The following is a 20212-nucleotide window of genomic DNA, read 5'->3' on the forward strand; positions in this document are numbered from 1 at the left end:
AAGACATGCCGTTCGACTATAAGAGTGCGACTCCCGCACAGCTGTTTGAGGAGTACGACCGAATATCCAAGGAAACGGGATGCCACCAGTACGGGGCTCGCAAGGAACTGCTGCATCTGCCTGGTGTTCTTCAGCATGACGAAGAGCTGGTTGCTTTCACGTCGGGCTTCCTTGACACCAGCATATGGCTGGTCGCACTTACGGAGCGCAGGATCGTATGTCTATACAAGAGCTACTACGCCGGGCTAAAGCAGATCAGCATTGATCTCGATGGGATCGAATCGGTCAGCTGCGAGCTCCGGTTGCTCAACGCCTCGATGTGCATTTTGCTACCCCACAGCAGATGGACGATCAACAAGGTTCCCAGAGCATCCGTTGTTCCCTTTACCTGTCTCGTGCGGGCGCGGGTCGAAGAACGACGCCCCCGCTCTGACCGCTTCGATCCTCTGTCGAATGCAGGACGTCTCGTTACCATCGGCGAGTCCGTGGCATTCAACGAGGAGACGCCTTCGCATCAAGAGGCGCTGGCGATCCTGACCAAGCGCCGCGACCATCTTGCGCTGCGCAGATGACTTCATGTCGCCCTGGCCAAGATCCCGCCGCACCTTGGCGGCATTTCAAGGTGGAGAACTGAGGCGCTCAAGCTTCACGGCGTAATGCCAAGAGCGCATGGAAGCGGACTACTCGCAACAAGGAGGCGTGCCTTGCATCGAATCCAGCTCCTTTCGGTATGGACGAGCGTTTGGCCAGGCGCCAAGGGCCGCCTCAACGCCCTCCCCGCCGCCACGCTATTCAGCCACGGCGCAGATGTGAAGGAATCGCCCGCCATAGCCCACGATCCGGTCCGTCCCGGCCCCTCGGGTGCGCACCCGGGTTCTGCCCCGGTGCTAGGTTGGAAGCCGGTCATGCATCGAACCTTCACAATCGCTGTCCAACCATTCCTGATGGCGCGGAACCTCCCCTCGCCGTCCGCCGGCTTCTTGGATGCCGCTCGATCGAGGTGACAGTCAGAGAAGGTTGGAAGTGACCGACTTCAGGAGTTCCTCGTGCGCCCGCACATCGTTATCGCTGACGATCATCCACTCATACGCCTTGGCACGCGCTCGGTTATCGAGGGGAGCGCCGTCGGCGATGTCGTAGCCGAAGCCAACAACGCCGACGAGCTCCTGGAAGTCCTTACCGCCCACCCATGCGACGTGCTGGTTACGGACCTCGCAATGCCTCATGGAGGACAGGCCGACGGCCTGCCAATGATCGGGGCCATCAGGCGGCGCCATCCCGAAATGCCGATCGTACTGCTGACGCAGGCCAGCAACCTGAGCATCCTGCGGATGGCGCTCTCCGCTGGCGTCCTCGGCCTTGTCGACAAGGGTTCAACCGTGGACGAGCTTCCATTGGCCATCCAGTCAGCCCTTCGCGGCGCACCCTACGTAAGCAGGGTGCTCAAGGAACGCTTCGCGGAAGCAGAGGTACAGGTCGATTCTGGAGAGCGCAAACGTCCGCCCTCCGCCCGCGAGATGGAAGTACTTCGGCTGCTTGCCTCGGGGATGACCGTGACGGAGATCGCGGCACGATTGCATCGCAGCGTAACCACGATTAGTCGCCAGAAGGGCGATGCGATGCGCAAGCTCGGCATTCGAAACGACGCGGAGCTTTTCGAAATGCTACGCACCGATGGGTTCGCCCAGTAGGCATTCCGGGCTAGACATGCAATGAACTGGGCCAAGGCATTCCTCAGGGCTGCATACTCCGCCGCGTGGGTGTGCCTGCTCCTGCTCGTCACGTTCGCTGCCAGCGCCGCGCCCTCACCTGTCGATCTGACGTCGGCTGAGACTGCATGGCGCCAGCACCATCCCGTCGTTGTTGTCGGCGTGTTCGCTGGCGACCACTTGCCATTCGAGGCATGGGTTGGTGGTGAACCGCAGGGACTCGGCGTGGACTACGCGCGGCTTCTGGCCAGTCGTGTCGGATTGAAGCTCTCCTTCCAGTCCTTCGACGATTGGCATGCGACGACATGGACCGATGCGCCAAGGTTTGAACTGCTGGTCGGCCAGCCCCAGCTGCGGGAACTTGGCAACCGTTTCCAGTTCCTTACGCCCTACGCCACCGGTCGCATGGTGCTGGTTACAAGGAAGAGCGATCAAAAGGTTCGCGGTGAGGATGATCTGAAGCGTGCGCGCATCGTGATCGAGCGACGCTTCCGCAATGCTGCGGCCGAACTAGGCGAACTGTATCCAGACGCAGTCCTCCTGTTGGCCGAGGATGGGCGTCAGAGCCTCGACATGCTCGCCCGCGGTGAGGCCGATGCGTACATCGGAACCACGCAGTACCGCACGCAGAATCTGTTGCGGCAGCGCTCGGTTGGTGACGTGGTCATCATTTCTCCCTTGAGCCGGCCGGCGTTTCCCGTCGGGCTGGCGGTGTCCTCACACGACCCCACACTGCTGGCACTCCTGAAGAAAGCGGAGCAAAGCATTACGCCGGAGGACCTCGCACGACTGCGCGGGCGATGGGGCATGGAGGACGAGTCCAGCGCGCTGCTTCCCAGCGCTAAGTTGTCCAAGCAGGAGCGCCAGCAACTCTCCCGCCTACCTACCCTGCGACTGGTTTACGAACGTGATCGTCCACCGTACAGCTATCTCAATGCGCAGGGGACTTTCGACGGGCTGGCCGCGGACTACGTGAAGGCGCTGGAGAAGGCGCTTGGTCTACGCATCCAGCTGATCCCTGCGAGGGACTGGACCCAGTTGCAGGAGATGGTCCAGGCGCGCGAGGTCGATCTGGTCGCAGCGGCGGTTCCAGGGGATTTCGAGACCGACGACATGGTCTTCAGCCGTCCCTACGAACGCTTCCCGGAAGTGATCGTGGCTCGCGTGAACGGTCCGGCCATAGCCGGATCCGAGGATCTCGCAGGCCTGCGGGTCGCCACTCGGAAGGAAGCCTCTCTGTTGAGGGAGATCGGCATGGCATTGCCGGACAGCGTTCTCGTTCCGGTGGAGACCAACGAAGAAGGCCTGGCGATGCTGGACCGTGGCGACGTGGATGCGTACATCGGCACCCTTCCGGCCATCGATGCGCTGATCCGCGACCGGTATGCCGCACGGCTTCGGGTCGTCGCGCCCGCAGGATTGGACAAGGAGTTGTCCATTGGTATCGATCGTCGATACGCCTATCTGCTTCCGATCATCAATCGCACGCTGGCCGGCATCGATGATGCCAATCGACAGGAGATTCGCCGGCGTTGGCTGACCACTGAGTATCGGTACGGCGTACCGTGGAAATGGGTGCTCGGGCTCACTCTTTCCGGAATCGTGATCGTGATCCTGCTGGGGCTTGCGAACTATCGCACACGACGCGAAGTGCAAGCGCGCGCCGCTGCCGAGCGGACGCTCGCCGACCAACTCCAGTTTCAGCGTGTGTTGCTTGACACGATCCCCTACCCCCTGTTCGTGAAGGACAGTGAAGGCCGCTATCTTGCTGTGAACCCCGCCTACGAGGAGCGATTCGGCAAGGCAGCCTCACACCTAATCGGGAAAACCAAGTTCCAGACGGCGCATATTCCGGAGGTAGACATTAACGAGGTGGATGCCTTCGAAAGGTCCGCGATGCAATCGACCGAAGTGGAGAGCCGCGAGGTGCGCACGGTGTCGGCTGACACAGGCCGGGTCCGATACGACCTTCTGTCGATGAGGCGGTTCGCCATGCGCGATGGCCAAATGGGTCTGCTGGCCACCGGAGTGGATGTCACCAGTCTCAAGGAAGCGGAGGCACGCGCGCGCCTCTCAGAGGAACGCTTGGCCGAGATCACAGGAACGCTTCCGGCCGCTGTGTTCCAGCTGAGCTACACGCAGGAAGGGCGCCGGGTGTTCACCTATGTCGCGGGCAACACACTGGGAACCATCGGTTTGACATCTGCACAGATCATGGGGGACGAGACCCTCGCCTTCTCGAGGATCCATCCGGACGATCGGGAGCGAACGGTTGCGATCCTTGGCGAATCCATCGCGACCATGACCGCAGCGGCGCCGTTCGAGCTCAGGATGGAGACGAACCAGGGATTGAAATGGGTTCAAACGGCTGGCGGCACCCCGCGTCGAAACGCCAAAGGGGACATTGAATGGAGCGGCTATTGGATCGATGTCACTCGCGCGCATGAGCAGGCAGATGCATTGCGCGAGGCAAAGCAGCAGGCGGAAGCGGCGGTAGAGGCAAAGAGCGCCTTCCTCGCGATGATGAGTCACGAAATCCGCACGCCGATGGCCGAGGTCATCGGTCTGGTGGAGATGGCGGCGCAGGACGCGGAGGACGAGGCTCAGGCCGAGACCCTGCACCTGGTGCAGGACTCCGCGAATTCACTTCTCCAGATTCTGGATGACATCCTCGACTTCTCGCGAATGGAGTCGGGGCGACTGGAGCTCGACTCACGCCCGCTCGACATGCGCTCGCTGATCGATAGCGTGCTGGGGCTCTTTGTCGCCAAAGCCAGCGAGAAGGGCGTGACGATGAGCTCCGTGGTGGACTGGCGAATCGCGTGGCTACATCAAGGAGATGCGATCCGGATACGTCAAGTGGTCACAAACCTGTTGAGCAACGCGCTGAAGTTCACCGATAACGGTGCCGTTGACTTGTCAGTGAATCTTGTCGATGAAGCATCCGGCCATCAGCGTATTGCCATCGCCGTGCGCGACTCAGGCATCGGCATCTCTCCCGAGCAACTCGCGCGATTGTTCCAGCCGTTCAGTCAGGCCGATGCCTCGACATCGCGACATTACGGCGGAACGGGCTTGGGCCTGACGATCTGCCGGCGAATCGCCGGACTGATGAATGGCGAGGTTTCACTGCAGAGCGAGCCAGGACAGGGAACCATCGCAGTGTTCGAGCTCCCGCTACCCACCTTGCAAACCCCACGCACGCAAGCCCCGCTCGCAGGTAAGCGTGCACGCCTTTGGACGCAGGACGCGCTTTCGAAGCGGCAGGTCACCAACGCCCTGCGCGCACTCGGGCTCGAAGTATCAGAGCGGATTTCCGACCTGGACGACGCTCAGGTCGACTTGTGGCTGGTCGACGCGGAAGTACTTTCGGCACCCACGATCCCGAGCGATGCGCCCGTCATCCTTCTCGTTGCAGAAGCAACGAACCGAGGGCACCGAGTCGATGCTGGACAGGTGCGTCTGTTCACCCGGCCGCTACTGAGCAACGCGGTGAAGAACGCATGCTGCGCGGCGATGAAACTGGAGCTTCAACCGCGATCGTCGCTCGATCATTCGCCAAGGAATGTGCTCGCGAAGGATGCTCGCATTCTGGTGGCGGAAGATCAGCCCATCAACAGGATTGTGATCGCCAGGCAACTGGATCGGCTTGGATACAGGTTCACGTTGGTCGCCAACGGCGAGGAAGCCTGGTCCGCCTTGGGCAATGAACGTTACGACTTGCTCCTGACGGACTGCCAGATGCCGCTTCTCGACGGCTACGGACTCGCAAAACGCATTCGCCAGTCCGAATCCGGGACAAGCCGGCACCTGCCGATCATCGCGTTGTCTGCAGCTGCTCTGCCCGAGCAGATTCGAGAATGCCACGAAGCTGGCATGGACGATTTCATCGCGAAGCCGGTGCGCGTTTCGTCTCTCGAGGAAAAGCTCGCCTCGCATCTCGGGCTACTGGCCACGGCTTCGGGTGAGGCGCAAACGATCAACGCGTCGCCCACCACCCTCGCTCCACAGGAAACTCATCTGATAAGGCTTTTCGGTGGAGCCGAGCAGGCGCGCACTGCCGTTGCGGATTGGCTCGCAACGACGTCGCAGGACATGGCGGACCTCCAACGCATGATCGACATCGGCGACGCTGCAGGTCAGTCGGAGATATTCCACCGCATGAAGGGCGTGATCATCATGCTGCGCGGTAACACCGTGCATCCTCCATCGGAGGACGCCGATATCCAGCTGAGGCAACAGTTTCTGGCCGAGCAACTGCGCGAGCTTGGGGCAGCGCTGGAGTCCTTGGCCGCGCAACTGAATCCGCGCCAATAGAGCGCGTGCTGCGCAGACGTTGTGGTCCAGTTTTCCGCACGGAAAGGACCCGGCGACCAATCTGAACGATCCGCGACCGATTCTCTGATCAGGCGCACCGTTTCGTATTACTTGCATGGCCCGTGTCAAGAGGGATGAGGAGACTATTTGTGACCCACCGCACAGATGAACCGGTGGGCCAGCTGGCGGGTACCCCTAGCAGGATGGGGGGCAGCCGGACCAAGTGTCTCATCTAGTCCTCAATGGATCCCATGAAATGAAAGCAAAAGCCGCTGCTCTGACTTCCGTACTGACCGTCGCCACCCTTGGCATGGCTAGCGCTTCCGCTGCCGAGATCAACTTCACCGGCGAGGTCCTCGACGTCACCTGCAATGTAGTCGGCGGCGCCGGCACCAATGGCGGCGCCACCGGTGATTTCACCGTCGCATTGGAGGCAGTCTCGAAGGCCGACCTGTCGATCGCGGGTGCGACCGCCGGCGACCATGGCTTCTCCATCCAGATCGGCGGCGCGCCGGGTACTCCGGACAGCTGTGAGGCAATGAACGGCAAGACTGCAAAGATGCAGTGGTCGACCACGCAGGCCAGCATCGACGCCGCCAACAACGTGCTGCGCAATACCGGCACCGCACAGAACGTCGGCATCGAACTGGTAAACGGCCTGGCTGGCACGCCGATCAATCTGAGCAATCCGAACGACTCCGCCAACCCGGGGGCCACGGTGTCCGCTGGCACTGCGACGCTGAACTATGTCGCCCGCTATAAGGCCATTGGTGCGGCGGCCGTCGAAGGCGATGTCCAGTCCACGCTGGAGTATGTCGTTACGTACAACTGATCGGTCTCCGTACTGATCAGCCCTCCAGGTCACGGGCCTACGGGCCCGTGACCGAACCGCTCGGCCTCGTGCCGTTGTCGCGCAGGAGCCGATACATGTTTTCCTTCCCGCTTCGAACCGTCGTCGCGGTGGCACTCGCGTGCGCCGCCCTCGCCTTTCCCGCACACGCGAGCATCGTCATTCAGGGCTCGCGCGTGGTGTTTCCCGCCGAGAACAAGGATGTCAGCGTCCGTGTCAGCAACCCGGACAACAAGCCCGTGCTGCTGCAGGCGTGGGTGGATGAGTCAACACAAGGACTTCCCGAGGCCAGCAAGGCACCGTTTGCATTGAGCCCGGCCGTGAGTCGGGTGGACCCGAAAGGCATGCAACACCTGCGGGTGGTTGCTCTGCCGAACACGTTGCCCAAGGACCGCGAGTCCGTCTTCTATCTGCACGTGCTTGGCATCCCACCCAAGCCGACAGAGGACGCTGCGAACTATGTCCAGATCGCGCTTCGTAATGTCATCAAGCTGTTCTACCGCCCGGTGGGACTCGACGGAAACCCGAACGACGCACACCAGGACGTGACCTGGACTCTCGTCAAGCGCGGGAAAGGCGTGGCATTGCAGGCACATAACCCGACGCCCTACCACGTTTCGTTCGCGAACTTCCGCGTCGAAATCGGCGGTGTCAGCCACAAGCAAGTCGGTGGCGGAATGGTGGCGCCCAAGAATACGCAGGTCTTCGATCTCGACGAGCTCGATATCCACTTCGGAAAGCGGGATGCACATCTGTACTACACCTACATCGACGATTGGGGCGCATTGCGGGAGATGCCGCTGGCGCTTGCCACCTAACCGGCTTGCGTAGCCGCTGCTAACGGCCAGGAATGATCATGTTGTTGTCGAATGCGCACCGTGCAACGGGTTTCAGGTGCTCGGCGACCTTTCCGAGGAAAGGGGTGTCGATGCGCGGACCGATTGCGCGTCCCCTAACGATCGCCCTGCTGGTGTCGCTGGCCGGCGCGGTCCCGTTGCGGGCCCTGGCAGCGCCCGCGGCCGCAATGGGCGGCGGCATGCCTGCGGACTTCGACAGCGGCTTCCTCGTCGGTGGCGCGCAATCGCTGGATGTCGAGCGCTATCGCTATGGAAACCCCGTCAGCCCTGGCGAATTCCGCGTCGACATCGTACTCAACGGCGTTCACGTGACGCGCGAAACGGTTACGTTCGTGGATCGGGATCAGACCGGCTACGCGCAGCCTTGCCTGAGCACGGACCTGCTGCAGAAGCTCGGCATCGCCATGCCGACGACCGTTTCGGCGGATGCTTCGTGCGTGGACATCTCGGAGATCGACGCCGACGCGCGCGCTACGTTCGATACGTCCAAGCAGACCCTGACCCTGAGCGTTCCCCAGGCCGCCCTGCTTCACCAGCCGCGCGGCTATGTCGACCCGTCGCAGTTGGACGCTGGCATGAGCGCGCTGCGGTTGAGCTATAACGTGAACTTCTTCGACAGCACCCATAGCGAGGCCTACAGCTTCCTTGGACTCAACGTGGGCGCCAACCTCGGAGATTGGCGATTCCGTCAATCCCTGACCGGATCCCACACGGCCGGCGATACCAAATGGCGGACGTTGTCCGCGCACGCGCAACGCGATATCCCGAAATGGAAGTCGCAGCTGACGATCGGTGATTCGTTCACCAGCGGCGAGCTCTTCGACTCCATCGGATATCGCGGCATCCGGGTGGCCACGGACGATCGCATGTTGCCGCAATCGATGCGCGGCTATGCGCCCGTTGTCCGCGGCACGGCGAACTCCGCCGCACGTGTGCAGATCCATCAGAACGACAATCTGATCTACGAGACGAGCGTCGCGGCTGGTCAGTTTGTGATCGACGACCTGTACCCCACCGGGTACGGCGGCGACCTGGTCGTTACCGTCACCGAGGCCGATGGCTCGGTCAAGACCTTCAGCGTGCCTTATGCCTCGGTGGCCCAGTTGCTTCGACCAGGGTACGGGCGTTTCAGCGCCACGGTCGGACAGCTGCGCAGCTCAGGACTGTCGGACTCGGTGAATGTCGGCGAGGTCACCTGGCAGCGTGGCGTCAATAACTGGCTCACGACGTACGTGGGTGGTCAGGCCAGCGATTCCAGCTATCAAGCGGTGATGGGAGGGCTGGCGGTCAACACTCCCGTCGGTGCCGTGGCGTTCGACACAACCTACTCCCGGGCCAAAGTGGAATCACAGAAGAGCGGCGACGCGAAGTTGGACGGCACCAGCAGCCGTGTTTCGTACAACGTCGTCTCCGATACGGGAACGAACTTCTCGCTGGCCGCCTATCGTTACTCCACGAACGGTTACCGCTCACTCGCTGAGACCGCTCACCTCAATGATAGGCATCGGGACGACGATGACGCCGACGCTTCCCAGATCAGGAGCAAGAGCCGCCTGCAGGTCAGCGTCAACCAGGACCTGGGCGACTGGGGCGCGCTGCATTTCAGCGGGTCCGCGCAGAACTACTGGAATCGGGATGGCAGCGATCGGCAGTACACCGCCGGGTACAGCAAGCGCATTGGCCATGCGAGCATCGGCGTCAGCGCCAGTCGCGTGCGAGTGGACGACGGCCTGTGGGATAACCAGTATGGCCTGAACATCACGGCTCCCTTGGGTGGCAGTTCCAGGCAGAACCGTGCGCCACTGCTCTCGCTGAGCGCAGACAAGTCCGACGGCGGCAGCACCTCCCTGCGCACGGGCATCAGCGGTGTGATGGGCGACGACGGTCAAGTCAGCTACTCGGCCAGCGCCACGCGCAGGTCCAGCAGCTCGTACGACTACGGTCTGGGTGGCGCCTACAGCACGGGCCTTGGCACCTTTGGCGGAAACGTTTCCCGCAGCAGCAATGGCACCAACAGTGTGTCAGCCAATGCGTCCGGCGCACTCGTCGCATTCCGTGGCGGCGTGGCGCTCGCGCCTCAGTTGGGCGACACCATCGCCGTGGTCGAGGCCAGGGGTGCGAAGGGCGCGAAGCTGGAATCGGGAACGAACATCGCGGTCGACCGTAACGGCCTCGCCGTAGCGCCGTATCTCGTTCCGTATCAGTACAACCCGATCAGCCTCAACCCCGCTGGCGGCAGCCTCGACTTCGAGCTGAAGAACACCAGCCAGCGTGTGGCGCCGACCGCCGGCGCGGTGGTGAAGGTACAGTTCGAAGTCGACAGCGGTCGCGCGGTGATCATCAGCGGCCTCCAGTCGAACGGGCGACCGCTGCCGTTCGGGGCGAATGCCTATGAAGGCGAGACGCAGGTTGGCGTGGTCGGTCAGGGTAGCCGGTTGCTGGGGCGGGTTTCCGCCGACACCGGCACGCTGCGTGTCCAGTGGGGCACCACCAGCGACCAGCAGTGCTTGCTCGATTACCGGGTTCCGCCGGCCACCAGGCACGCATCGACGCCCATCGTCGAGACGACCTGCCGACTTCTGGACAACGAGGGCTGATAGATGCACCTCCTGAAGAAGACGTTCGCCTCATTGATGTGCGCGGCAATCGCTACCTTGATGCTGGTTGCTGGGCCTGTGCATGCGGGTCTGACCGTTCCGACACGTGTGGTGTTCGACGGGTCGCGCAAGGAAAAGACGATCGAGCTGACGAACGTCGGAGACCAACCTTCGCTGGTGCAAGCGTGGCTGGATGTGGGCGACCCTGATGCGGACCCGGCAACGATCAACGTACCGTTCGTGATTACCCCGGCGCTGTTCCGGGTTGAGCCGGACTCATCTCAGGTGCTACGCGTGATAAACGCGGCGCTCGGCAAGCCGCTGCCAAAGGACCGCGAAACCCGTCTGTTTCTTAACCTGCTGGATGTCCCGCCCAAGCTGGCAACGGATGCCGAACAGTCGAAGCTCAGTCTGGCGGTGCACTACCGCATGCCATTCATCTATCGCCCCGCCGCGCTGCAGGACGTGGCGAATCCCCACCCCAGCGTCCATGCGGCCACACAGGCGCAATTCTCTCTGAACCAATCCGCAGATGGCTGGACACTAAGGGTGGCGAACAACAGCGCGTACTCGCTGTCGTTCCGCAGCATCACGACAGGGCCCAGCGGATCGGAGTACGCCACGGCCGGCGGCGAGGTTCTGCCATTCTCCGAGTCCTCGTTCCCCATGTCCGAGAGCGTGCCGGGTCCTTCGGCTGAAGGCTGGGTAGTCCGCTACGGCGTAGTGGACGACGCGGGTTACGCCGTGCCTGGCGAAGGGCGGCTTCGATGAGCCCGTGTCTCCCCTATCCTTCACCTGCATTGCCACGCGCTACGCAGCCGCGCTCTTGTCGAACGAAACTCGCCATGGCTTACGTATTGCCCCCTTCCTTTCCCCGCATTCTCGCAGCGCTTTGCATGGTTGCTGGCCTGGGGTTGATGCCAAAAGCAGAAGCGGCCATAACGTGCAAGAGCGGCCCCACGGAAGTCATCGTGAAACCTTGGGCCCAAACCGGTCTCGAGTGGGCGGTCACCAAGAACACGACCATCAATACGGCTATTGTCGAGTACACATACACCCTTCAGAAGACCGGAAGTACGGCAGAGGAAGTGGCGTTCGAGGCGCACTGGATCAACGGCGCATCAAGCAGCTGGTACCCGGAGGCCAATGCACGGGGCTTCTTCGGCGGAGCTCAGGGCTACGGCCTATCGATGATGTTCGGCAATGGCAATTTCGTCACCAACGCGGGTCCTGCGTACTCGACAATGACCTTGCCATCGGCGGGCACGTATCAGCTGAAGACGACGGTGTACTACTCGTTGAAGAAGGTATCGGACACAACTACCGAAGGGCTCTTCGGAGTATTCGCTTCACCGCTGGCGTATTCGGCGCAGGTGAGAACGAACGGGAACTGGACCACCCCTTCTGGATGTCTGTCCGGCGCAGGGACCGACCTCCATACCCTCGCCCTTGGCGTTGGCCTACATCCTGCGGCGCCCAAACCTTCCGCGGTGTGCACGCTCAACAAGGGACAAGGAATCGCTATAAAGTTGCCCGCTGTTGAAGCCATCGCGATGAACAATCTCGGCGCCTTGCCCGTCAATTACCAAAAGCATGAGTATTCGCTGCACTACGTCTGCACGGGCACCGGTGGAGTCGTGAATCCGAACTACCGGATCGGCCTGATTGGCACAAAGGCCGGTACCACGAACGCGCTCCAGAGTTCTAACCCGAATGTCGGTGTGGTGGTGGAAGCCGTCGATAGCCGAGGAAGCGCGCCTCAGTCGCTTGTGCCGGGAAGCACCACCAGCGCTTCGCAGGTTCGCCTGTACGACGCGGGCCAAAGTGGAGGTGCGACGATGAAGCTGCTCAGCTATCCAGTACGCAGCGCTGGACGTTCCGCGGGTGACGTCCAGCCCGGGGCGTTCAATGCCAATGGCACCCTGAGGGTCTTTACAGACTAGGTGGGTCCGCGTGCGGCTACGCGATTCCAGGCACTCACTATGCTGCCTGCTGAAACGCCGCCTCGCCGAGCGTGGAGGCGGCGAGCGATGCAAGGTCCGGAGGTCATTCAGCAGCCCCTCGAAGTCGCCGTAGCTCGCGGCGGCCTAATGCGGCCTATCGGCAGTGAGCGAACATCGCCCCGGGTAGCGAACGGGGGCGGCTTACGACTGCGAGCCGATCATTGGGGCCCATACAAGATCATGCTTCGTAAGCGCGGAAACCAACTGCCATCGGGGCGGAGTACGTCGACCTCGAATGTCCACCTCTCCCTCAGCTTCGATCTCGCCACAGCGATTCTGATGGTGTGCCCTTTGTAGGAACGTTCGCATCCCTCAGCGGCCTCGGAAGGCGTCGATACGCGCACGTCCATTCCTGCTGGACCTACAACAACAAGCACTCTTTCGACAGGGGCGTTCTTACGATGTCGCCCGCTCCGACACAAACCAGCATGACCTCGTCGCCCTCCGCCAAGAGTGCGAGCGCGGCCAGGCTTTCCTCGTGGAACTGGAACTGGGGCTCTCCGAACTCGTTCTGCCCGCCACGAAGCGTCAGGTACTGATCGCCGAAAAAGTCGGTGTTAACGCCCGCGACCATGCCCGTGACCCGATAACGTTTCCCCTTATATTTGCTATCCGCGGCGGAGGGGTTCTCCTCATAAGCACGCGCGAGCTCGACGGCTGCAACTTCGGGAAGCGCCTCCACTGCCTGCTGCCTGACGATTACGCCTTGCAAGGGGTTCTCGTCCCCATTGGGAGCGGCGCCGAGTCGAGCAACACCGCCAGCGTTCGGCCTGCCCTCTTCTGTGACCTTGCCGATCAAGCCGGCAACAAGCAGACCAGCAATGATGATCGCTAAACACCGCAACGACTTCATGGCATCCCCCCTTCGTTGGCGCATCGGTGCGCCGTTGCCATCACGGCGACGCCGTTGGCGGCCCAGATTCACTACTTCCAAGGCCCGAAGATGGCGCCCCTGGTCCAGGCCCCACCCATGACGGAGGCCCGGAGGCCGAGGGGGCAAGCCCCGCTGCAGCGGGGCTTGCCCTTCGCTACCGCATCAGAAGCGGTAGTTCACACCGGTATAGACGAAGCGGCCGATGTTGTCGTACTGGGCACTGCCCAGGCCGGTTCCGTACAAGTTGTACGGTGGCTCGCGATCAAACACGTTCCTGACACCAAGGTAGACATTCAGTCGATCGGTCGCATCGAAGCCAACTCGTGCGTCCGTGAACGTCTTCCACTTCACCTTGATCGGATCCTGCATGTCCGGGTTGCTCGCATACTGCTCGTTCGTCACGAGAATCTGGCTGTCGACATAGCGCGTTCGAACGCTCGCCTTCCATGGACCACGTGCGTAGGCGAGCGTGAAGATCCCCTTCCAGGTCGGCGTGCTGGAGCCAAGGACGCCACGTCCATCAACCTCTTCGTCGGGGAAGCTCTGGAAGGGGTAGCTGAGGTACTCCTTCAGGTAGGTACCCTCCAGCTTTGCGGTCAAGCGCCCGTCGAACACGTTGTCCCAGACATAATCCACTCCAAAATCAATGCCGCGTGCCTTGAGCTTACTAATGTTAAACGGGATGATTTGAAGGCCAGTGATCGCGTAGCGGTGTTCTGTTTCTCCCGCCATGTCACGCGAGATGTTTGCGCAGAACTCATTGCCAATTCCGCCGACGGCATCGACACAGTGTTCGGCGATCTGCTGCCCGGTGATATAGCTGATGGCGTCCTCGATCTCGATGTCCCAGTAGTCCACCGTAATGCCAAATCCAGGCAGGAACGTCGGCGTAAGCACCGCGCCCATTGTGAACGTCTTGCTGGTTTCCTCGGAAAGCTGCGGATTGCCGCCGGACAGTCCGCGCCGCGTGGAGGTGTCCTCTAGCGTCCAGCCAACTGGAATACCCAAGGCGCTGCAGTTGGCTTGGCGAAGCGCCGGATCGGCCCCGTGACGAATGTTTTGCGCTGAACACGGATCGCTTATCGTGTAGAAGTTCACCGATTGCGGATCGTAAAGCTCAGCGATGTTGGGCGCACGTACCGCATTGGAGAACGTGCCGCGCAGTCGTACCGAATCGTTGGCGGCCCAATCCAGACCTGCCTTCCAGCTGAAGGTACTTCCCACCGTGGTGTAGTCGGACACACGGCCGGCCAGGCTCAAGCTGACGTTCTGTGCGAACGCCATGTCAGCCAGCAGAGGTACGTTGATCTCGGCGAAGGCCTCGCGGACCGAGTACTCGCCACGCTGGTTCTGGATCGCATTGAGGAAGGTAAGGTCCGCCTGCTGCAAAGGATCGGTCGTCTGCTGGCTAGTCTCCTTTCGAAATTCGATACCGGATGCCAGGCCGACCGACCCCGCCGGCATTGCAAACAGCTCAGTCTTGGCCAGCGTGGCACTGAAGACCTTCTGGGTCAGCTCGGTCCGACTCGGCGTACGCGTGTTGAACCAGGCAGCCGCTTCTGGCGACACCGCACCTTCACCGAAGATGCTCGTCGGGACACAACCCGCCAGCAGATCCTCGCCCGTCACTGGATCAACCGGACCCGCGATTCCGTCACGTACGGAACGGCAGACGATGTTTCCGCCTGCATCGAACACTGCGTCGATCGATGCGTTGAAGCGATCGGGAATCAGGTTGTTGAGATTGGCTCGGGACTCGCTAGTGCGGCCGTAGTTGGCGCTGGCCTCGTACGACCAGTCAGTACCGAAGATGCCGCTGATGCCCGCGACGATGCGACCTGTCTTCCGGGTGATGTCCTCTCCGCGGAACCCCGCATCGGTGTTGTTTCGGTTGATCCGAAGATTCGGGAGTCCATTCTCATCCATGAACTCGCCGAGCTCATCGCTAATATAGGCGTTGTCACGGGAAATCGAGTAGGTTCCAAAGGATGGCCCGGAGGTGGAGAAGGCCTTGATCTTGCTCTGGACCAACTTGCTTTCAACGAAGATGCGATGGTTATCGTTGAGGTCGAATCCGAGGTTGACATTGAGCGATCCAGTTCGGTTGCTTGGCTGCATTTGCCCATACTGATTCGGATCCAGGCTGTCGCAATCGGTGCAACCACTGCGCACAGTGTCGACGAGGCCATCAAAGCGCTGGGGACGGAATCTCCCATCCGGATCGAAAACATAGCGGTCGTTGACCGTTTTGCCGTTGCGATCCACATCGAACACCCCCCCTGATGTATAGGTGTAGACGCTGGCGCCGCGTGTCAAGATCGTTCTGGCGTTCGTTGGATCGTTCGGATCGGTGAGGTAACGTTGGGAATCCCGACTGAAGTCCCGATCCCGAAGGTAAAGCGGATCCTGACTGTTGAACCCGGCAGACATGACGAATTGACCGCGCCCATCTGCAAAGTCGGCACCACTGGTAACACTAAAGGCCCGCTCGTTGAATCCGCCTTCCTCGGATTGTCCGATCTGAGCGTTCAGCACCGTGCCTTCGAAGGACTTCTTCAGAATGAAGTTCACCACCCCGCTGACCGCATCTGCGCCATAGATTGCCGAGGAGCCCCCGGTGAGGATCTCAACGCGCTCCACCAAGGCGGCCGGAATGGTGTTGATATCCACTGCAGAGGACCCAACGGAGCCCCCGACGTGACGGCGACCGTTGACCAGAACCAGCGTTCTGTCGGTTCCAAGTCCGCGCAAGTCCAGCAGGTTCAGACCGGCGGTACCGATGAACCTGGTTGAGTTGCCCATGGAGAATGTCGTCGACATCTGCGGTAACGCGTTCACGACATCGCCCAACGAGACCGCGCCTGTCGCCTTGATGTCCTCCGCGGTCAACGTGCCGACTGGGGAGGCCGAAAGATAGTCGACCCTGGGGATACGGGAACCGGTGACGGTTACGGTGTCGAGTTGCGTCGGCTCCCGGGCTTGGCTGTCGTCCTGCTCCTGCGCATGCACCGGTGTCCCGGCGAGAATCAGCACTGTCGCAATGGCAGTCGTTAAGCGGCTTCTATGCATCCTTGAGTTCCTCGTACGTTTTGTATGCGCGGCATCTACTCGTCGCCCCTTACCCGGGCGAGCCGATATAGGCCTGCGCTATTGGCGAGACAGCATTCTGTGTTCGATGACAGGTGTCAGCGGAACTTGCTATGACTCGCACGTACGAAGTCGATCGACAATACGAATAGTTGCAGAGTGCATTGCTTGCTACATGCACAGGGATTCTCGAAGCCTTGGGGCGAAGAACATGGCATATTTCAAACCAAGTTCGCGCTGCCATGCCTATCTGCTGCACGCCCTCGAGCTTCCTGCTGACCAAGGACAGAACCGAACGACATGAAGTTGACTGGAATCAACTGCCGGCCCATCGAGGCGGCGCATGATCCCCCAAGCAATCCACCTCGTCCGATCACGTCGCATGCGCACTCCTCTCAACATTCCGGTCCTACCCAACAGCGCGCTTGTGCGCCAGGAACCATTGCATGCTGAGATTGCAGGCCATATCGCCTCATTCGAGGCGGGTGGTGGGGTCGTGGAGCAGCTTGCGCATGACACCGTCGGCTGTAGAGGAAGCAGCTACTTCAACGGGCGCATGGTCGGCGGCGCGGCAGAAATGAGGAGGTCCACTCCTACGTCACGGCGGACCGTTCGTCGCCGCGCCTAGCAGTGGCAGATGATGTGGTCTTCGCCAGCATCAGTTGGCGCGGCGGCTATGCGGAACAGTGCAAGCAAGTGACGGCTCTAACTGTGATCGACCGAATCGCTCCGTTCGGAGCAAGACAGTAGCTGCCCGACGGGCGCCAGCTTCTATTACTTAGCGTCCGCTGCACACCTTCGCATTTCGTCCCACACGTGAAGGACGTCTTCTCGGAGCGTCACGAGCAGCACGTCTCGCGTATATGTGCCGACCTCATTCAGGACCAAGGGTCGTCGTCCGCGCATGGACTCCCTCCCATCCCAAAGGACGCGCCGCCGCTTCGACAAGTACAGTGTCCGAACCCTGCCAGCGGGCAGTGCGAGGAGCGCAAGCCACGCCTTCTCAACCTCGACCTCTATCGCTTCTGAACCCATCGTGCTACCTCTTCATTCCTGGTCGCCTGGAATCACCGCGTTCTCGCGACCGGATCCATTTGCAGATTCTTCTGAGAGTGAGTCTCTAATCAATTCCACCAACTCGGGGGCCATTCCAAGGCCAGTTGCCAGGATTGCGCCTCCCAGTACCAGCGCCCATCGCGACGGTGAAAGTGCGGATCTCCGCTTGGGGTCGGCACGGAAGAGGCGTCCATTCCCGTATCCGGGTACGTTGACCAGTTCCCATCCTTTTGTCGCCAGCGCTGGATTGGCAACTCGATGTATCTGGCCATCTATCCGCGACGTTTGCCACCTTCCCGACTCGCGCTGGTAGCAAGGACAGTGATCGAAAGCGTGGACACCTCCATCAGAGTCATACGCAACCCAAGCGGTCCAGGCGCGAAGACATGGCTCGGAATGTCGAATCATGTGGTTGCCTGCCAATCGGGATTGGGAGCCGAACTAATCTTCGATGCACGGAGATGCGAGGTCTCCCGGCATCGCACGTACAAGACCAAACCCATTGTCTGAGGTGCTACCCCTGTGACGGCGCGGACCACGCGAGGCCCTATGGCCCGCCTGAGCAGAGCCGGTGCACATTTCTTCACGTCGCCCGCCATGGGCGGCTGGGACGACCCGGAAAGACAAGATCGATGGGCGACGCAGTAGTACGCCCTCGCGGTTCTGAACCGAGAGAACTCTGCGCCGCCCATCGAGGGGCGCCGTTTTAACCCAGGAACCTGGAGGGAACGCAACGACTCGCAAGGCAGCACATCGACAACCACCAGAACCTGCCGGAGGAACTCAAACGGCGGCCGACGTCGCGTCAACGAATCTGCAGCCATGGGAGGGGCGAAGTGGCCACGGGAGTCGCGACGTCTGCCGTGCCCCTTGAAGATGAGAATGGTGTAAGCAGTCACCCTAGAACTTGACTGCGCGCAATATCGTTTGCGCCGGCATCGGCAGGAGGTATTTCCGACTTTGGTGGCCTACTTTCCACTGCGATGTGGCTGCCGGCACCGAATCGTTCTCGAACGGTCGCCAAGGCGCCCGATTCTTCCTCACGAGACGACGGCACTGGCACCTGCCAGAGAGCGATCGTCGGATCGCCATCTTGGCTTCAGGCGCGCGAATGGCATACAAGAACCTGTATTTTTCGCGCGCGTGATCGGCACGACACAACGCGCAAAACTTGCTCAGAACACCGTCGATATAGTCGCCACACGCCCTTTGCATGGGCGCACATAGGCCGAGAACGGGGGGGTATCGAAGGTATGGTAAGCACTACCTCATGCAGTTCGCATACGGAGACGCCTGGCCTGAAGTGCCGTAGTTGCGGCAGCGATAGGTTCCGGCCCGTCGGAAGTGCGAGCGCCGATAACGAAGCGACCTGCGCCGTTTGCGGGGAGACATTCGCGATCTCGGCATTGCTCGATGATGCCCGCCAGTTCGACATGAACGAAGCAATCAGGCTGACAATAAAGGCCCAGCGCGAACTCGCACGAAGGGGGCTGAGCACCGCCTAGGATTGCCGATTCCGCAAGCCTTGCGACCACCTGATATGCGACTAGCTTTGCGTTCCCAGGCGAAGACGCTCATCGCGCTGTACGCGCTACGGAGAATGAAATGGACGACAAGATAATTCCGATTGAAATCGAGATGAATGACGACGGGACAGTGACGATCGAGCTTGGCGTCATGCGGGCCAGGTACTCCGTCAGCTTTATTGATGCGTTCATCGCGACTTTCCGTGAGGCGCGTACTGGCCACGTTCAATCAGCATTCCGAGAAGCTCCCAAGCCTGCAGTCATTGCCGTGGCAAACGCGGCGGAGTCGCCGGACTATTGCCTGTATCGGCACGCCTTATCCGACGGTTTGATCCTGGTATTGCGGCATCCAGACGTCGACTGGATTTCGTTCCAGCTGCCTCGCCGCCAAGCGGCGCACCTGAGAGATCATCTGGGGAGATTTCTTTCGTATCCTTCGGTCATTGCTGGTCGCGCGTAAGTGGACGAAGCCTTGCGTTATCCGCCGAGAGCTCGCGGTTTGAGGCACGCCGACGGACGCCATGTCGCCTGAACGCGCATCGAAACTCTGCCGCATAACGTCACTGGGGGCACCAACTTCAATGACCCGCTAGGCGTCGTTTTGCCTGGATCTCGCCAGATCGATCGCTGCCTGAACTGCTGATCTCGCCAGAGGGCTGTTTCTCCAGCACCTAGAGCCCACCAAGCCAGCTACGCTAGCAACCACCTCAAGCACATCCGCGCCAGCGAGTTCCTGCAGTGAGTTGAACCCGATCTGCTCAAGGCGCTCGACCACCGTCGGACCGATGCCGCTGACAGACAGCAGTACCTCTCTTTCTTGCGGTGAGAATGCCACCAGGCGCCCTACCCTGTTATCCGTCTCACGAGCCACCTCCTTCGAAGCAGCGAAGCAGGCATCTCTCTCGTTGCGATTGACCTCACCAGCATTGCGTTGCGTCGTCCGTGCCACTTACGCCCTTCGTGCCAGCGACGTCCATGCTCAATGTCGCGCACCTGGGGTCCTTCTGAGCGGTCGTCGGAACGGCTTGCAGCGTATAGCCCTTATCCGTCGCGGCCGCCTGTAAACCGATCGTGTAGAACCTGCCCAGATCGGTGCGACACTGCATCACTGGCACCGCTGCTCCTACGTACGTCAGGTTTGTCGTATAGAAGCGTTCCATGTACTGCGCCACTTCCTGAAGGCACGCCTGGGCGGCCGCACGCCTGCTCTTGATGACGTGTTGTGAGTACGACGGGTAGGCGATTGCCGCTAGAACCCCGATGACCAGCACCACGATCATAAGCTCGATCAGAGTGAAGCCACGCCGCATCTGAACCGTCTGACAGTCGCGCATCC

General features: G+C 61.0%; 13 protein-coding genes. 9 read left to right on the forward strand and 4 right to left on the reverse strand.

The genetic code is table 11. The features are described from left to right. Nucleotides 1–5 precede the first annotated feature (5 nt). The 8 genes from QLQ15_RS13300 to QLQ15_RS13335 all read left to right on the forward strand — a co-directional run bounded on the left by QLQ15_RS13300 (nucleotide 6) and on the right by QLQ15_RS13335 (nucleotide 12273). Nucleotides 6–572, forward strand: coding sequence for a PH domain-containing protein (locus QLQ15_RS13300; RefSeq protein WP_283213246.1), 567 nt, complete (start codon nucleotides 6–8; stop codon nucleotides 570–572). A 474-nt stretch (nucleotides 573–1046) separates the two neighbouring features. Continuing rightward, nucleotides 1047–1691, forward strand: a complete 645-nt coding sequence (locus QLQ15_RS13305) for a response regulator (RefSeq protein ID WP_283213247.1) — start codon at nucleotides 1047–1049, stop codon at nucleotides 1689–1691. A gap of 21 nt (nucleotides 1692–1712) precedes the next feature. After that, nucleotides 1713–6026 (forward strand): ATP-binding protein, encoded by a 4314-nt coding sequence (locus tag QLQ15_RS13310; RefSeq protein ID WP_283213248.1) that lies wholly within the window; start codon nucleotides 1713–1715, stop codon nucleotides 6024–6026. A gap of 256 nt (nucleotides 6027–6282) precedes the next feature. Further along, nucleotides 6283–6858 carry a fimbrial protein gene (locus QLQ15_RS13315; protein WP_283213249.1) on the forward strand — a complete coding sequence of 192 codons (576 nt, stop codon included), beginning with the start codon at nucleotides 6283–6285 and terminating at the stop codon, nucleotides 6856–6858. Between the two features lie 47 nt (nucleotides 6859–6905). Further along, nucleotides 6906–7694, forward strand: a complete 789-nt coding sequence (locus tag QLQ15_RS13320; RefSeq protein WP_283213250.1) for a fimbrial biogenesis chaperone — start codon at nucleotides 6906–6908, stop codon at nucleotides 7692–7694. A 110-nt stretch (nucleotides 7695–7804) separates the two neighbouring features. Next, a complete protein-coding gene (locus QLQ15_RS13325) occupies nucleotides 7805–10330 on the forward strand; it encodes a fimbria/pilus outer membrane usher protein (protein WP_283213251.1) in 2526 nt (841 codons plus the stop codon). 3 nt (nucleotides 10331–10333) lie between these two features. Continuing rightward, complete coding sequence (locus QLQ15_RS13330; RefSeq protein WP_283213252.1) at nucleotides 10334–11101, forward strand: fimbrial biogenesis chaperone; 768 nt, start codon at nucleotides 10334–10336, stop codon at nucleotides 11099–11101. 74 nt (nucleotides 11102–11175) lie between these two features. Continuing rightward, nucleotides 11176–12273: a fimbrial protein gene (locus QLQ15_RS13335; protein ID WP_283213253.1), complete on the forward strand. Its 1098-nt coding sequence runs from the start codon at nucleotides 11176–11178 to the stop codon at nucleotides 12271–12273. 421 nt (nucleotides 12274–12694) lie between these two features. Here QLQ15_RS13335 and QLQ15_RS13340 read toward each other — a convergent pair whose 3' ends face one another. Both QLQ15_RS13340 and QLQ15_RS13345 read right to left on the reverse strand, forming a co-directional pair. Then, nucleotides 12695–13186, reverse strand: coding sequence for an OB-fold protein (locus tag QLQ15_RS13340; RefSeq protein WP_283213254.1), 492 nt, complete (start codon nucleotides 13184–13186; stop codon nucleotides 12695–12697). Nucleotides 13187–13369: 183 nt separating this feature from the next. Next, a complete protein-coding gene (locus QLQ15_RS13345; protein WP_283213255.1) occupies nucleotides 13370–16240 on the reverse strand; it encodes a TonB-dependent receptor plug domain-containing protein in 2871 nt (956 codons plus the stop codon). Between the two features lie 2715 nt (nucleotides 16241–18955). Here QLQ15_RS13345 and QLQ15_RS13350 point away from each other — a divergent pair. Then, complete coding sequence (locus QLQ15_RS13350) at nucleotides 18956–19336, forward strand: hypothetical protein (protein ID WP_283213256.1); 381 nt, start codon at nucleotides 18956–18958, stop codon at nucleotides 19334–19336. Between the two features lie 129 nt (nucleotides 19337–19465). On the opposite strand, the gene QLQ15_RS18335 is transcribed toward QLQ15_RS13350, so the two are convergent. Further along, nucleotides 19466–19825, reverse strand: a complete 360-nt coding sequence (locus QLQ15_RS18335) for a helix-hairpin-helix domain-containing protein (RefSeq protein WP_345782424.1) — start codon at nucleotides 19823–19825, stop codon at nucleotides 19466–19468. Continuing rightward, complete coding sequence (locus QLQ15_RS13355) at nucleotides 19794–20210, reverse strand: type IV pilin protein (RefSeq protein WP_345782425.1); 417 nt, start codon at nucleotides 20208–20210, stop codon at nucleotides 19794–19796. The genes QLQ15_RS18335 and QLQ15_RS13355 overlap by 32 nt, the downstream gene beginning before the upstream one ends. Between the last annotated feature and the right edge of the window lie 2 nt (nucleotides 20211–20212).

Source organism: Lysobacter stagni, assembly GCF_030053425.1.
Classification (GTDB): Bacteria; Pseudomonadota; Gammaproteobacteria; order Xanthomonadales; family Xanthomonadaceae; genus Lysobacter_J; species Lysobacter_J stagni.

Coding starts and splice junctions, on each gene's coding strand:
- QLQ15_RS13300 (WP_283213246.1), top strand. CDS start 6: ATGCCGTTCGACTATAAGAGTGCGACTCCCGCACAGCTGTTTGAGGAG.
- QLQ15_RS13310 (WP_283213248.1), top strand. CDS start 1,713: ATGAACTGGGCCAAGGCATTCCTCAGGGCTGCATACTCCGCCGCGTGG.
- QLQ15_RS13315 (WP_283213249.1), top strand. CDS start 6,283: ATGAAAGCAAAAGCCGCTGCTCTGACTTCCGTACTGACCGTCGCCACC.
- QLQ15_RS13325 (WP_283213251.1), top strand. CDS start 7,805: ATGCGCGGACCGATTGCGCGTCCCCTAACGATCGCCCTGCTGGTGTCG.
- QLQ15_RS13330 (WP_283213252.1), top strand. CDS start 10,334: ATGCACCTCCTGAAGAAGACGTTCGCCTCATTGATGTGCGCGGCAATC.
- QLQ15_RS13335 (WP_283213253.1), top strand. CDS start 11,176: ATGGCTTACGTATTGCCCCCTTCCTTTCCCCGCATTCTCGCAGCGCTT.
- QLQ15_RS13340 (WP_283213254.1), bottom strand. CDS start 13,186: ATGAAGTCGTTGCGGTGTTTAGCGATCATCATTGCTGGTCTGCTTGTT.
- QLQ15_RS13350 (WP_283213256.1), top strand. CDS start 18,956: ATGGACGACAAGATAATTCCGATTGAAATCGAGATGAATGACGACGGG.
- QLQ15_RS13355 (WP_345782425.1), bottom strand. CDS start 20,210: ATGCGCGACTGTCAGACGGTTCAGATGCGGCGTGGCTTCACTCTGATC.